This window comes from Streptomyces sp. CLCI03 (genome assembly GCF_053615355.1).
This window is the reverse complement of sequence record NZ_CM132132.1, coordinates 580,788-594,789: the sequence shown is the minus strand read 5'-3', so window position 1 is coordinate 594,789 and position 14,002 is coordinate 580,788. Positions and strand designations below refer to the sequence as shown.

Sequence of the window (14,002 nt, the reverse complement as noted above, 5' to 3'; positions counted from 1 at the left end):
GGAGGGTCAGGTTTCACCCTAACGGCCGACCGCCGGCGGCCGAGGGCGGCCGCGTCCTCGTCCCCGCGCCCCGCGCACTCCAGGCCGCGCCCGTCGGCGATGTCCGCGAACCGGTGGATCAACTCCGCCCGTACGAGGGGTACGTGCGCGGCCGCGTGCGCGAGGAAACACAGGTCGCGGGGGTCACCCGCCGGGGCCCCATCGCTCGCAGTACTCGATGTGGATCTCGCGCGCGTCACCGAGGATTCCGGCGTCGGCGTGGAACCGCGTGCAGAAGTGCGGGTTGCGCGGATGGGCGGCCGCGTGTCCGGGACCGTGCCGGGCGACATCGAGGAAGTGGTCGGCGGTGGCCCGGAACACCTTGGCGCTGCCGGTCATGAACAGGGTCTCGGCGTGGAGGTGCTGGTGGAACAGATCCCGGTTCTCCCGGTGGTGCCGTGCCTCGTCGTCGGCCGGGGATCCACCGGCCGGCGACCGGGCCGGCACCGGCACGGTCACCGTCCCCGGCCGCCCCGGGCCCAGCCGGGCACGGAGTTCCTTCCAGCGCGCGGGCGCGAACTGGAGCGAGTGGTGCAGCAGCACGAGATCGAGCTGCCGTGTTCCCGCTTCCGGCCACCCGTGCGCGGGAGCGTGGTTCCCGCGCATCGGCACGTGGACCAGCGAGCGCGGTGACGCGGCGGCGACCGTCCACAGGCCGCCGATCAGCCGCGCGGCATCCTGGTCGAGGAAGGCGTTCAGGTAGCGGTCACGGTCGACGAGTGCGGCGCGGACCGGCGGTCGGGCCGGTCGGATGACCTTGAACTCCACCGGGCCGAGCCGCGCCCGATGGATGGTGACCGAAAGCTTCATGCGGTGCTCCACCACGCGCCCTCAGGCCGCACGCGTCTTGGCCGCGGCGCCCACCCGGGGGACCCCGTCGACCGTCGTGCAGATGCCGAAGACCCGGTCGTGGCCGGTCCAGCCGTTCACCCGCCCCCGGTTGTTGCTGATCTGCACCCGCTTCCTCGCCGGGTCCACGGCCGACACCGGATGGAGGTACACCGTCCCGGCCACACGGGCCAGGACGATGTCCCCGACCTTCAGCATCGTCGGGTCGACCGGGGCGACCACCACCAGCTGACGACTACGTATCAACGGCACCATCGAGGAGCCGGTCGGCCGGAACTCCACGGTGGCTCCGCCCGCGACCCTGCCGGCCACCGCGTCCCGTGCACCCATCCGAGGATGCTCGCAGACCGGGCCGGGGGATCCCATCGAATTACGCCCGCGCCCGGCACACGGGGCATGCGGTGTGTCGGCGGCCGTCCGTTCCCGGCGGGCGGTATGGATGGGTTGTACCAGGGGCGAGAGCGAGGAGCGGCGCGTGGCAGCCATGGTCGGACTGTTCTGGGTCACCTCGGACGCGGTGTACGTGGGCTCCCCGCCGAACACCCTCGGCATCGGCGTGCGCCTGACCGGCGAGGGCGTGGAAGCCACCGACCCGGACAGCCCCCGGACGTGGACGTGGTCGGAGCTGCGGTCCGCGGTGGTCGAGGACGCGCCCAAGCACAACCCGGTGGGCCGCGCGGCGAAGATCCTCGGGTCCATGGTCTCGGCCGCGATCGGAGCGGAGAACCTGGGCGAGGGGCCGCCCGAGATGAGGCTTCGGCTGGAGTCGGCGGAGGGCACCGACGAGGTGACCGTCCACGCTGCCGCGGCCGGAGGCTACACCGCCGAGGAGTCGCGGCTCTCCCAGGCCCTGCTCGACGGATTCGTGGGAGGAAGCAGGAACCCGCAGATCCTTGAGGAATGGGGCCGGGAGCACGCCGCGGAGGGCACCCCCGAGCCCCGCGCACGGGAAGCCCTGCTGCACACCTGGGCGCAGCCCTGAGGGCTGTCCCGTAATCCCCGGTGGATCGGCGCACGGCGTCGGATGCGGTGCATCGCAAGGCGGCGGGGCGTCCTCATACTGGGCGTATCAGGGCGTTCCGGCAACGCGGCGAGGTGCCGTAGCTGTCGTCGTGCGCCCGCCGGGGATTGCGGGACAGCCCTGAGATCCGCGGGCGGGTCAGGCGCCGCTCTCCGTGGTGGACCGGGCGGGGCTGCCCCGGTACGAGCGGACCAGCGCGAGGTAGTCCGCCGCGAGGCGGTGGCAGTCGCCCGGCCAGCGGGCCGAGACGTAGTTGCCGTCCCGCACCGTGAAACCGCGGCCGGGGCGCGCCGCCGTGTCCCGGACCGGCAGCGACGGGCCGGCCAGGAACTGGGCCGGGTCCGCGAGGGCGGCCGTGACCTCGGCCTGGACCGTCGCCGGGTAGGTCCGGTAGTAGCCGCCCAGCCACAGCCGGGTCAGATTCCAGGCGGTCAGCTCCAGCAGCGAGGTCAAAGCCGTGGTCCTGCGCCCGTGGAGCACCGACCGGCCGGTCGTGGGGTCCTTCGCCCGGGCGGCCAGCAGCACACCGTGGCACACCGCGCCCACCGGCAGCCCCAACAGGAACACCCGCGCGAACAACCGCTGCGCGGCCGTGTCCTCCAGGAGCGTACGCACCCCCTGGGCATGCCCGCCGGGGACGAAAAGCCCCGTCAGCTGCGCCGGATCGACCGCGGTGTAGGACAGCGGGGCGCGGAAAGCAGGGTCCTCGGTCAGCTCCCGGTACGCGGCCAGCTCGGCACGGCGGGTCATCAGCCACGGGGAGAGCCAGGAGAAGCCGATGTCGGTCAGCCGGCGGTCGGCGAGCGCGACCCGCCCGTCCGGGGTCGCGAACCGTACGTCGTACCCGGCGTCCCGCAACGCGGCCCAGGGCACGGCCGCCTCGGTCGGATCGTAGCCGGACGAGGGCAGCAGGAAGACGATCAAAAGGTGCTCCTTCGGTGCGCACGCGGCGAACGGACCGCGGGCCGGCGTGTCGGCCGACCGCCTGCCGCAACGGGCAGCCCGACCCTAGGGGCGTCGCCCGGCCCGGTCATTGACCCTGGCGGCCACCTCGTTGACTCTCCGGCCCCGCCTCCGGTTGACGACGGGTCGCGCCCCGGCATTGACTGACCGCCATGCCCCGCTTCGAGCCGGCCGGCTTCGAGCCGTCCACCGTCGCCGCGTCCTACGCGCGCGCCGTCCTGAACGCCACGGGGGACGGCGCCGACGGCAGGGCCGGGGCCGGCGTCTGGGCCCCGCCCGGGGACCGGCTGCCCTTCACGCAGGTGCGTGCCCTCTGGGACGTGGTGATCGGGGCCGGGGACGGGGATCCGCACGCGGGGCTCCGCGTCGGGGACGGGATCAAGCCGGGCAGCCTCCACGTCCTCGGCCACGTGGTGCTGACCTGCGCGACGCTGGCGGAGGCCGCCGAGGCGGCGGTCCGCTACCACCCGCTGGTCAGCCAGGCCGGCACGGTCTCCCTGGAACGCGGCGGCGAGAGCACCCGGATCCGGTACCGGCCGACCGTCGACCCGGCCACCATGCGTCCCCAGCAGGTGGAGGCCGTCGTCACCGGCATGGTGCGGGCCGCCCGCTGGATCGCCGGGGACGACTGGGCGCCGCTGGCGGTGTCCTTCACGCACGCCCGTGCCGGCTCCGCCGAGCCGTACGCCCGGGTCCTCGGCTGCCCGGTGACCTTCGGCGCCGCCGAGAACGCGCTCACCGTCGCCAACCGCGATCTCGACCGGCCGCGAGCCCCGTACGACCCGGAACTCGGCGCCCTGCACCGCGCCTACGCCGACCGGCTGCTGCGCGAGCTGTCGACCTCCGTGACGCTCGCCGACCGGGTCCGGCAGTGGCTGGACCACGCGCCGCTGGACGGCACCGGGCCCGCCGACGCCGGCCGGGGTGTCCACCTCAGCCCCCGCACCCTGCGCCGGGCCCTCCAGGAGGAGGGCACCTCGTGGCGGGCCCTCCTCGACGCGGCCCGGCACCGCAGGGCCCGCCGGCTGCTGGAGACCACGGACCTGCCGCTCGACCGGATCGCCCCGCTCGTCGGCCTGAGCGGGGCGACGGCCCTGGTCCGCGCGTTCACCCGATGGGAGGGCGTCACCCCCGGCGCGTACCGGGCACGGAGCGCGGGCCCTCGATGAGCACGGTCACGATCGTGCGCCTCCCGCCCCGACGGCGCAGGCGGGGCACAGCCCGCGGTAGGTGACCTCGACCGCGGACACGGTGAAGCCGAACCGCTCCTCGGGCGGCAGGTCGGCCGGCAGCCCGGTCGCGTGGACGTCGCGGATGGTGCCGCAGCCCGTGCACACCAAGTGCTGGTGCGGATGGCGCACGTTGGGGTCGAAGCGCTTGACCCGGCCCTGTACGGAGACCTCCGCCACCTCACCGATCGCGACCAGCTCGCCCAGGGTGTTGTAGACCGTCGCCCGGGCGATCTCGGGCAGCAGCAGCGCCGCGCGGGCGTGCACCTCGTCGGCCGTCAGGTGCACGTGATCGCCGTCGAGCACCTCCGCCACGACGCGCCGCTGGGACGTCATTCGCCAGCCGCGCCCCCGAAGCCGTTCCAACAGGTCGCTCATATCGGTTCACCTTTTCGGTTCGGCGGGACGACAGAACGTTAGCGATATCGAACCGGCCCGGCAGGAAGCCGATCCGCCGCGCCGGGACCTCGGTTCGCATTCCGAGTGTTTTCCACCCGCCCACGTCCTGCGTGTTCTCTCCGCGGCAAGCCCTTCGGTGCGCGACCATACGGACGCGCCGACGCAAGCAGCCAGCAGATGGAAACATCGACACAGGAAGAAGGACGGACGTGTCCGGCAGCGACAGCGAGAACCCGGTAATTCCTGCCCCGACCCCCGCGCCGACCCGACCCAGGTCGAATCGTGACTGGTGGCCGAACCAGCTGGACCTTCAGGTTCTGCACCAGAATTCGCCCCTGGCCGATCCCATGGGCGACGATTTCGACTACGCGGCGGAGTTCGCGACCCTGGACCTCGACGCCCTGAAGCGGGACGTCTTCGAGGTGATGACGGCCTCGCAGGACTGGTGGCCCGCGGACTACGGCCACTACGGACCGCTCTTCATCCGGATGAGCTGGCATTCCGCGGGAACGTACCGTATCGCCGACGGCCGGGGCGGCGGCGGTGCCGGCGCCCAGCGGTTCGCCCCGCTCAACAGTTGGCCGGACAACGCGAGCCTCGACAAGGCCCGCCGGCTGCTCTGGCCGGTCAAGCAGAAATACGGTCGGAAGATCTCATGGGCCGACCTTTTGGTGTTCGCCGGTAACTGCGCGCTGGAATCCATGGGCTTCAAGACGTTCGGATTCGCTTTCGGGCGCGAGGACATCTGGGAACCCGAGGAGGTTTTCTGGGGCCCCGAGGACACCTGGCTCGGGGACGAGCGCTACAGCGGCGACCGGGAACTCTCCGGCCCGTTCGGCGCCGTGCAGATGGGGCTCATCTATGTGAACCCGGAAGGCCCCAACGGGGACCCGAACCCGCTCGCCGCCGCCCGCGACATCCGTGAGACGTTCGCGCGCATGGCCATGAACGACGAGGAGACGGCCGCCCTCATCATCGGCGGCCACACCTTCGGCAAGTGCCACGGGGCGGTCGGCGCCGACTACATCGGACCCGAGCCGGAAGGCTGCCCGATCGAGCAGCAGGGCCTCGGCTGGAAGAACACCTACGGCAGCGGCAGTGGCGTCGACTCGCTCACCAGCGGTCTGGAGGGCGCGTGGACCACCCGGCCGACGAAGTGGGACAACGGCTACCTGGACAACCTGTTCGCGTACGAGTGGGAGCTGACCACGAGCCCGGCCGGCGCGCAGCAGTGGACCCCCAAGGACCCCGCGGCCCAGGGCACGGTGCCGGACGCCCATGACCCGTCGAAGAAGCACGCCCCGATGATGCTGACGACGGACCTCGCGCTGCGGATGGACCCGGTCTACGCACCGATCGCGAAGAGCTTCCACGAGAACCCGGACAAGCTCGCCGAGGCCTTCGCCAAGGCTTGGTACAAGCTGCTGCACCGCGACATGGGCCCGATCTCGCGCTACCTCGGCCCGTGGGTGCCCGAACCCCAGCTGTGGCAGGACCCCGTACCCGCGGTCGATCACGAACTGGTCGGTCCCGAGGACATCGCCGCCCTCAAGCGCACGATCCTCGCCTCGGGGCTGTCCCTCCCGCAGCTCGTCACCGCGGCGTGGGCGGCGGCGTCGAGCTTCCGCGGCACGGACAAGCGGGGCGGGGCCAACGGAGCCCGGATCCGGCTCGCCCCCCAGAAGGACTGGGAGGTCAACGACCTGCCCGAGGTGGCCGAGGTCGTGCGGACACTCGAAGGGATCCAGCGGGACTTCGACGGCGCGCAGAGCGGCGGGAAGAAGGTCTCGCTCGCCGACCTGATCGTGCTGGGCGGCTGTGCGGCCGTCGAACAGGGAGCGAAGAACGCCGGGTACGCCATCGAGGTGCCGTTCGCGCCGGGCCGCACGGACGCCTCGCAGGAGCAGACGGACGTGGAGTCCTTCGCCGTTCTCGAACCCAAGGCGGACGGCTTCCGGAACTATCTGCGGGCGGGCGAGAAGCTGTCGCCGGAGACGCTGCTGCTGGACCGCGCCGCCCTGCTGAACCTGACCGCCCCCGAGATGACGGTGCTCATCGGCGGGATGCGGGCGATGAACACCGGCTTCCGGCAGTCCCGGCACGGCGTGTTCACGGACCGCCCCGAGGCGCTGACCAACGACTTCTTCGTGAACCTGCTCGACATGGGCACGCGGTGGAAGGCGTCGGAGTCGACGGAGAACGTGTTCGAGGGCCGGGACCACGCCACGGGACAGGTCAGGTGGACGGCGACCGCGGTGGACCTCGTCTTCGGTTCGCACGCCCAGCTCCGGGCGCTCTCGGAGGTCTACGCGGCGCAGGACGCGGGCGAGAAGTTCGTCCGTGACTTCGTCTCCGCCTGGGACAAGGTGATGAACCTCGACCGGTTCGACCTCACGTAGGTCTCCTTCGGACCGCCGCCGGGGCCCTTTCGGCAGGGCCCCGGACCGGTCAGGGCGCCGAAGACTCCTGGAGATAGGCGGCGATCATCGCGAGGTCGTTGGCGATGGTCAGTACCTCGGTGGGGTCGGCGCCCGGTGTGGAGGCGCCGTTGACGCCCGCGTAGAAGGTGTCGAAGCGGCCGCCGCCCTTGTCCAGGTAGCCCGCGATGGTGATCGCGCCGACGGCCAGCCGGTCGTTGAGGGCGTCACCGCCGACGGCCGCGCCCGTCTTGGCGAACACCTTTCCCCGGGCCGGGCAGCCGCGGCAGTTCTCGGCCAGCAGACCGTCGACCCCCAGGATCGGCAGAGCCTCCCGGAACAGCCGGGCGTCCGGGGTCCGCTGCCAGTACGCCAGCATCTGCACCAGCACCTGAGGGGTGGCCCGGTCGGCGGGGTTGCCGCCCCGGCCGTCCATGAGCTGCGCCTGCTCACGGTCCACGCCGGCCTGGTCGAGGAAGTCGGCGAGCACCGGGAAGCCCGCCGGGCACTGGTCACTCTTCGCCGTGACGGCGAGGAGGCAGATGCCGAGATTGGCGCCCAGGTTGTGGCTGACCTTGAGGATCAGCTTGGCGTACTGGGCGTAGGGCGGGGAGGTGTACGCCGCCACCCGCGGCCGCCCGTCGTAGTCGCTCGGCAGCCGCCCCACCGGGTTGGCGCCCGTCGGGTCGGCGGTGACGTGCACCCCGGCGCGTTCGAGGGCCTCGATCAGCGCGACGCGTCCGAAGCCGGCCGGGTCCACGATCGGGGAGGTGCGCAGCAGTGGTTCGGAGCCCGCCGCGATCGTTCCGGTGAGCCGGATCCGGGTGCCGCCGTCGGTGGCCGTCACCGTGATCGCGGTCGGCCTCCCGGCCGCCACGGTCTTCACCGCCGAGGTGACCTCGTAGGGCGCGACCTTGGGCCGCCAGTCCAGCCGGGCGTCCGCGCCGGGTCGGTCCCCGGGGGTGGTCATGAGGTCGATCAGGTTGTCGTTGATGATCAGCGGCGTCGGGGTGGGCACGAGCTCCGGGTCGGGGAGGAACAGTCGACTGTCGACGATCACGTCGCCGTCGACGCGGGTGATGCCGGAGTCGCGTACCTGCCGGGCGAGCTGGTCGATCCCGGCGAGCGGGTTCTCCGGGGTGAGGGTCGCGCCGGGGAAGTCGTTGGCGTAGGTGTGGTCGAGGTCGGTGTACGCGACCGTGCCGTCGGGGCGCGTCCGGCCGCCCATGGTGAGGTCGCCCTGGGCGACGAGGTCGAGGTCGCCGGTCAGCGTCGCGCCGTCGCGTTCCCCGACCGCGTAGAGCGGGGTCACGAAGCGGTGGTCGGCGCCGAGGGTGTGCCACGGGCCCGAGACGCTGAGCAGTTTGGCGGTGGATCCGGGGATGAAGAACTGCTCGGGGAAGAGGCTGTGCACCACGCGGCCGTCGTCCGGGTCGGTCTGCAGCAGGCCCCACTGGGCGTTGCGGTAGTCCGGCTTGCGCATGATCGCCGTGATGCGCGGGTCGAGGCTCCCGAGGCCCGTGTCGCCGGTCGCGGACGGCGACACGCCCGTGGACGCGGTCGGGGACGGGTTCGGGGTCGGGTCCGCGCCGGTCGCGGTTCCCGAGGCGAGGGCCACGAACAGCAGGGCGGCGCAGGCTGCGGCCAGGCCGCGTCGTATCGGTGCGAGGTGGAACGGTCTGCTCACAGCGCGCTCCGTTCGTCGCGGCGCTCTCCTCCCGAGGCCGAACAACAGCGTGGCACGGCCGCGCCGCGCGGGCGCGCCGGACGGGTTCACTCCTCGGTCGGCAGCCAGCAGCCGTGCAGGCCGAGCGGGACGCGTACGGGGATACGGGCGCGGGCCACCGGGCCGGCGGCGGGGTCCTCGGCGGGGATGACCAGGAACCAGCTCGACCCGTCGGTGCGGTCCGTGGCGAAGGTCAGCCAGTGGCCGCCCTCCTCGGAGCCGGGCTCGGGGGCGAAGACCGGCTCACCGACGGAGAGGTCCCCGGCCGACCAGACGCGGGAGGTGCCGGTCTCGTTGTCGTACCAGCGCACGGCGTCGTACTCGCCCGGCAGCAGGTCCGTCCGCCCGGTCTCGGTGGCCAGCGCGGTGTACCGGTGGCGCCGGCCGATGCGCCGGTCGTCGACCCGCGGGAACTCCACCCGGGAGTCGTCCAGCGGGGTACGGGCCATGCTGCCGGCGGCCGGGTCGAGGCGTGCCCGTACCAGGCCGCCGCTGATCGGGCCGGTGTCCTCCTCGGGGCCGCCGACGGTCAGCCTGCTCCACTGCACGTAGTCGAGGACCACCGGGGCGTCCGGGCCCGGGCCGTCGTCGTACGCGTTCACGGTGTGCCACGTCCAGAAGGCCTCGTCGGACGCCCAGCGCACCGGTCCGCCGTCGCGCGGGATCAGTGCCACCCGGGTGCCGCGTTCGGGGCGCCAGGCCAGGAAGGAGCCGCCCGCCATGGCCGCGGCGAGGTCGAAGAAGGCCGGGGCGAGGACGAGAACGGCGTAGCGGCCGGTCAGGGCCATGTCGTGGATCATCATCGGCTCGTCCACGCCGTCGACCGGGGTGGGCCCGCGGCCGACGGTGCCGTCGCGGGCGATGACGGACCAGGTCAGGTAGGGCGGCTCCAGGCCGTAGCAGAAGACGACCATCTCGCCCGTGACCGGGTCGATCTTCGGGTGGGCGGTGATGCCGGCGGGCAGGGCCCCACCGAAGTCCTCGCGGCCCAGTGTCGCCAGTTCGGCGTCGATCCGGAAGGGACAGGCCGACTCGGCGAGGGCCAGCAGGCGGCCCGCGTGCCGGACCACGTTGATGTCGGGCATGTCCCGGAAGGTGCCGGCGAGCTCCGGTCCCACCTGGTCGGCGTCCGGCACGATCATCGATGCGAGGCCGCCCCACAGGGCCCGGCCGGCTCGTTCCTCGGCCAGCAGCGCCGGGGTACGGACGAAACGGTTGCGGTAGCGGACCCGGCCGTCGGAGACCCACACCCCGTGCAGCATCCCGTCGCCGTCGATGGGGTACAGGTACGAGCCGATCGGCGTGAACCGCGGATTGGGGCCGTTGCGCAGGTACAGGCCGTCCAGGGTGTCGGGCAGCTCGCCCGTCACCTCCAGGTCCGCGACGTCGACCTCCTCGGACACGGGCGCGAAGGACCCCAGCAGGTGGGGGACACGGGTGGGGTCGAAGCGGGGCGGGACGTACGTGTTCACGGGACCTCCCGGGTGCGCGGTCCGCCATGGGCGCGCTGGGTACGGCACCTTCCAGTGAAACGCGCGCCGGGTGAGGGTGCCAGACGGCCGCGCGGCCACGGACCGGACCCGGGCGGGCCTCGGCGTCGGCGTCGGACCGGCCCCGAACCGGCCGCGGACCGGCTTCGGGCGGCCTCAGGCGGAGGTGAAGAGTCCCTCGTGCGCGCCGTCGAGGACGAATCCGTTGTCGAAGCGGACGCGGACCGTCACGCGGACCCGCTGCTCCTGGAACGCGATCCACGCGGGTTCCAGGGAGGCGACCTTCTCTTCGAGCTGCTTCCTGCTGCCCTCGGGCATCTGATGGCCGAAGGAGTCGAGGAGCGACTTCAGGCGCTCGTACTCACGGACGTCCTCGCCGCTCCGCGGCCGGTGTTCGTCCACCCGCTCGACCGTGCCTTCGGCACCCGAGGCCAGGGCCAGGAACCCGGCGACGGCGTCCCCCGCCGCGGTGACCGAACCGGTCAGCGTGAGGTCCTCGGCCAGCCTCACCCGGAGGCCTTCGTTCAACGTCATCGATCCTTCATCTCCCCGGTCGGTGCCCGAGCCTATCGGTGGCCCGCGCGCCGGCCCCGACCGGCACCGCTCAGCAGGGGAACGCCATCGGCCGGTCAGCGGCGGGCCGACAGGTGGGCCGCGACGGCCTCGTGGGTCAGGTGCAGACCCGCCCGCAGGACCGCGTCGTGCCGGGTGGGGTGGGCCGCGCGGTGGGCGAGGTCCAGCGCGCGGGCCCGGTCGAGGTCCGCGGCGCAGTCCGCGCCGCGCAGGGCGGCGTCCAGCGCGCGGGCGGTGGCCCCGACCAGCGGGGCGATATCGCGCAGGGCCGGGTCCGGCACGGGCGTCCCGGGGGGCCGGTCGGGGCCGTCGGTCCGGGCGCGCTCCCGGAGTTCCTCGGTGAAGTACTGGAGGGTGAGGGCGGTTCGGGCGGCCAGTCTCAGCCGCTCCTCCAGCCCGTCCGGCGGCCGGGCGGGCGTGCGCAGGTACAGCCGGGGGAGCCGGGTGCGCCGAGCGGCCCGTTCGTACGCCGCGAGGCCGCTCCGCGGTCGCCGCCACAGCTCCGCGTCCTCGGGGAGCCCCGGGACGGTGGGCGGTCCGCCGGCGCCGAGCCGGGCGGCGACCGCGCCGAGGAGGTCGTCGAGTTCGCCCCGGTACGTGTCGAGTCCCCTCGCGGCCGTCCGGTACGGGTCCGGCGGCCAGAGCAGCGGGCCCAGCAGGACCACGGTGGCGATGCCGACGGCGCTCTCCGTAAGGCGGGCCAGGGCGTAGCCGGGGAGAGCGGTCGCGTAGATCACCAGTGCGCTGACCAGGACCTGTTGGTTGGGGGCACCGCCCTGGTACATCAGGTACATGCCCGCGCAGCCGCAGGCCAGTACGGCCAGGAAGGACGCCGACGCGGCCGCGGACAGCGAGGCCACGGAAGAGGCCGTGGGAGGCGGCAGCCAGTGCAGCACGAGGGTGGTCAGCGCCACGCCGACGACGACGCCCACGAGCCGTTCCCACCCGCGCCGCGGGGCGTCGTACACGTCGTCACGGAGGATCAGGACGGCCGGCAGGGCGGCAGGGACCGGAACCGTGCTCGTGCCCCACCACAGACACAGGAACCAGGGCACGGCGGCGCACACGGCCAGGCGGACGGCGGAGCGCAGGCGTGCGCGGGGCGGTGGGGCGAGCGGGACGGCGACCGTACCGGACATGGCGGACATCGTAGGCCCGGGCGGTCGGCCTCGGCGCCATCGACGGGACGGCCGGGCCCGCCTATGATGCCGACGCGCCACGCACCTCGAACACGCATACCCGCAACGGGTGATGGCGGCCTCCGGGATCCGTACCGGGAACGCCGCCCCCGCCCGACGAGTTCGGAGGTCCTGTTGAGCACACGCACGCGCACCCTCGCACGCACACGCTTCCCGCGCAGACCGGCGGCGGCGCCGGCCGTCGCCCTGGCTGCCGTCCTGGCGGCCGGCCTGGCCGCGTCGGTCGGTCCCTCCTTCGCCGCGCCGCACGGCTCGATCGGCTCCGCGGTGACGCGCACGGTGGCCACCGCCGCCCCGTCCGTGGTCAACCCGGGCAACCAGGTGTCCCTTCAGTACGACTCCGCGTACCTGCCCATGACCGCCACCGGCGGCAAGGCCCCCTACACCTGGTCGGCGGTCAACCTGCCGGTCGGTGCCTCGATCAACTCCTCGACCGGCCTGATCTCGGGCCTCCTGCGCGGCAGCGGCATCCGTACGGTGACCGTCACCGCCAAGGACGCCACCGGTGCGACCGCGTCCGCCACCTTCACCTGGCGCGTGATCCGCGACGCCTGCCCCCGCTGCTGACCGGGCGGCCCGGCACCCCGCCCGGCGCCGGGGCAGGGCGCCGGGCCGCACCCCTCGGGACCCCTCGGGCAGGATGTGCGGATGAGTACGACGGAACCGGTGGCAAGGGCGGTGGCGCTGGCCGCCCGGGGCGAGCGGCGCGTCCTGGGTATCGCCGGGCCCCCGGGCGCCGGGAAGTCGACGCTGGCCGCCCGACTCGCGGACGCGCTCGGGCCCGGGCGGGCCGTCGTGGTCCCGATGGACGGGTTCCACCTCGCCCAGGCCGAACTGGACCGGCTGGGGCGCGCCGACCGCAAGGGCGCCCCGGACACCTTCGACGCGGCGGGCTACGTCTGCCTGCTGCGCCGGCTCCGCGCGCCGCACGGGCCCACGGTGTACGCGCCCGCCTTCGACCGTCGCCTGGAGGAACCGATCGCGGGCAGCATCCCCGTCCCCCCGGACGTACCGCTGGTGATCACCGAGGGGAACTATCTGCTGCACGACGTGGGGGAGTGGGCCTCGGTACGCCCCCTGCTGGACGAGGCCTGGTACCTCGCCCCGTCCGAGGAGCTGCGCCTGGAGCGGCTGATCGAGCGTCACGTACGGCACGGCAAGGACCCCGCGTACGCCCGCGCCTGGGTGGCCCGCTCGGACGAGGTCAACGCGCGCCTCGTCGCCCCGGGCCGGTACCGCGCCGATCTCGTCCTCGATGCCGGCTGACGGGCCCGCGCCGGCCCGGGGCCGTCACTCACCGGGAAGCGACGAGGTGGTGACGGGCGCCCGTTGCCGCACGACACCCCGAAGGGCACCGCCCCGGCGCCTACGGGTCACCGGTCACGGGACGCGCCAGACGTTGGCGAACGCCGCGTTCTCGATGGACCGCCGCTGGCGTACGGCCTCCAGTTCCATCACGGCGTCGCCGACGACGGCCAGTACGGTCGTCACCGCTTCGTCGTCCGGGCCCGGTTCGTCGTCGGAGCGCGGTTCGCGGACGCCCACGGCCGCGGCGAGCGAGGCGAGAACGGGCTCGTCCGACTCCCAGCGGCTGAGCGCCCGGCGTTGAGCGGGCGTATCGGCCACTTCCAGGTGATCCGTGCCGAAGGGCAGCAGGCCGCGCCGTCCCCGGGTCAACTGACCGGCTTGCTCCAGTGCGGCCTGGTACGAGCCGGAGAGATCACGGCCGCGGCGCCACAGCCAGTCCTCGACCCGCTCGTACGGCGCCTGCCGGGTGAGCGCCGACGAGGCCTCGGTCAGGAGCTCGTCGTTCAGTCCGGGCGCGCCGCCCGGCACGATGCGGTCGCCGTCCAGAACGGCGGCCTGCGCGTGCAGGAGATCGATCAGCTCGGCGCCGGCGAGGGCCAGCGACAGGTCACCCTGCCCGACGGCACGGTCCGGCGGCGGATCCATGGCGATGATGAACAGGTCTTTCGCCGTGCTCATGAACGGCTCCCCTCGGAGTCATCGGAAGTCGGATCCCGCTGATCACCTTCCTATGGTCGCACCAACGCCCACCACCGCCCCCGGGTTCCCGAGCTTCGCCCGGACGGACGC

At 73.4% G+C, this 14,002-nt stretch carries 14 protein-coding genes; 5 read left to right on the top strand and 9 right to left on the bottom strand.

Annotation, left to right across the window (positions count from 1 at the left end; translation table 11 throughout):
• Positions 1–183: 183 nt before the first annotated feature.
• Positions 184–849, bottom strand: coding sequence for a hypothetical protein (locus ACWG52_RS02775; protein ID WP_390138507.1), 666 nt, complete (start codon positions 847–849; stop codon positions 184–186).
• A 21-nt stretch (positions 850–870) separates the two neighbouring features.
• A complete protein-coding gene (locus ACWG52_RS02770; RefSeq protein ID WP_389801974.1) occupies positions 871–1,218 on the bottom strand; it encodes a S24/S26 family peptidase in 348 nt (115 codons plus the stop codon).
• A 145-nt stretch (positions 1,219–1,363) separates the two neighbouring features.
• On the opposite strand from ACWG52_RS02770, the gene ACWG52_RS02765 reads away from it, so the two are divergent.
• Complete coding sequence (locus tag ACWG52_RS02765; protein WP_389801976.1) at positions 1,364–1,870, top strand: hypothetical protein; 507 nt, start codon at positions 1,364–1,366, stop codon at positions 1,868–1,870.
• 177 nt (positions 1,871–2,047) lie between these two features.
• Here ACWG52_RS02765 and ACWG52_RS02760 read toward each other — a convergent pair whose 3' ends face one another.
• Positions 2,048–2,833, bottom strand: coding sequence for a type 1 glutamine amidotransferase domain-containing protein (locus ACWG52_RS02760; protein ID WP_389801978.1), 786 nt, complete (start codon positions 2,831–2,833; stop codon positions 2,048–2,050).
• 191 nt (positions 2,834–3,024) lie between these two features.
• Between ACWG52_RS02760 and ACWG52_RS02755 the strand changes: the two genes are divergently transcribed.
• Complete coding sequence (locus tag ACWG52_RS02755; protein ID WP_453127685.1) at positions 3,025–4,041, top strand: AraC family transcriptional regulator; 1,017 nt, start codon at positions 3,025–3,027, stop codon at positions 4,039–4,041.
• 6 nt (positions 4,042–4,047) lie between these two features.
• Here ACWG52_RS02755 and ACWG52_RS02750 read toward each other — a convergent pair whose 3' ends face one another.
• Positions 4,048–4,479: a Fur family transcriptional regulator gene (locus tag ACWG52_RS02750; protein ID WP_389801983.1), complete on the bottom strand. Its 432-nt coding sequence runs from the start codon at positions 4,477–4,479 to the stop codon at positions 4,048–4,050.
• 230 nt (positions 4,480–4,709) lie between these two features.
• Between ACWG52_RS02750 and katG the strand changes: the two genes are divergently transcribed.
• Positions 4,710–6,899, top strand: coding sequence for a catalase/peroxidase HPI (gene katG, locus ACWG52_RS02745; RefSeq protein ID WP_390165837.1), 2,190 nt, complete (start codon positions 4,710–4,712; stop codon positions 6,897–6,899).
• A 49-nt stretch (positions 6,900–6,948) separates the two neighbouring features.
• Here katG and dacB read toward each other — a convergent pair whose 3' ends face one another.
• The 4 genes from dacB to ACWG52_RS02725 form a co-directional block, all read right to left on the bottom strand.
• A complete protein-coding gene (gene dacB, locus ACWG52_RS02740; RefSeq protein WP_389801989.1) occupies positions 6,949–8,604 on the bottom strand; it encodes a D-alanyl-D-alanine carboxypeptidase/D-alanyl-D-alanine endopeptidase in 1,656 nt (551 codons plus the stop codon).
• A gap of 86 nt (positions 8,605–8,690) precedes the next feature.
• Positions 8,691–10,115 (bottom strand): carotenoid oxygenase family protein, encoded by a 1,425-nt coding sequence (locus tag ACWG52_RS02735; RefSeq protein ID WP_389801992.1) that lies wholly within the window; start codon positions 10,113–10,115, stop codon positions 8,691–8,693.
• Between the two features lie 174 nt (positions 10,116–10,289).
• Positions 10,290–10,667 carry a hypothetical protein gene (locus ACWG52_RS02730; RefSeq protein WP_389801995.1) on the bottom strand — a complete coding sequence of 126 codons (378 nt, stop codon included), beginning with the start codon at positions 10,665–10,667 and terminating at the stop codon, positions 10,290–10,292.
• Between the two features lie 95 nt (positions 10,668–10,762).
• Positions 10,763–11,845 carry an FUSC family protein gene (locus ACWG52_RS02725; RefSeq protein ID WP_389801998.1) on the bottom strand — a complete coding sequence of 361 codons (1,083 nt, stop codon included), beginning with the start codon at positions 11,843–11,845 and terminating at the stop codon, positions 10,763–10,765.
• Positions 11,846–12,019: 174 nt separating this feature from the next.
• Between ACWG52_RS02725 and ACWG52_RS02720 the strand changes: the two genes are divergently transcribed.
• Together ACWG52_RS02720 and ACWG52_RS02715 are read left to right on the top strand one after the other, a co-directional pair.
• Positions 12,020–12,472 carry an Ig domain-containing protein gene (locus ACWG52_RS02720; protein WP_453127680.1) on the top strand — a complete coding sequence of 151 codons (453 nt, stop codon included), beginning with the start codon at positions 12,020–12,022 and terminating at the stop codon, positions 12,470–12,472.
• An 81-nt stretch (positions 12,473–12,553) separates the two neighbouring features.
• Positions 12,554–13,171, top strand: coding sequence for a nucleoside/nucleotide kinase family protein (locus tag ACWG52_RS02715; RefSeq protein ID WP_390138516.1), 618 nt, complete (start codon positions 12,554–12,556; stop codon positions 13,169–13,171).
• Between the two features lie 114 nt (positions 13,172–13,285).
• On the opposite strand, the gene ACWG52_RS02710 is transcribed toward ACWG52_RS02715, so the two are convergent.
• Positions 13,286–13,891, bottom strand: a complete 606-nt coding sequence (locus tag ACWG52_RS02710; protein ID WP_390138518.1) for a GOLPH3/VPS74 family protein — start codon at positions 13,889–13,891, stop codon at positions 13,286–13,288.
• Between the last annotated feature and the right edge of the window lie 111 nt (positions 13,892–14,002).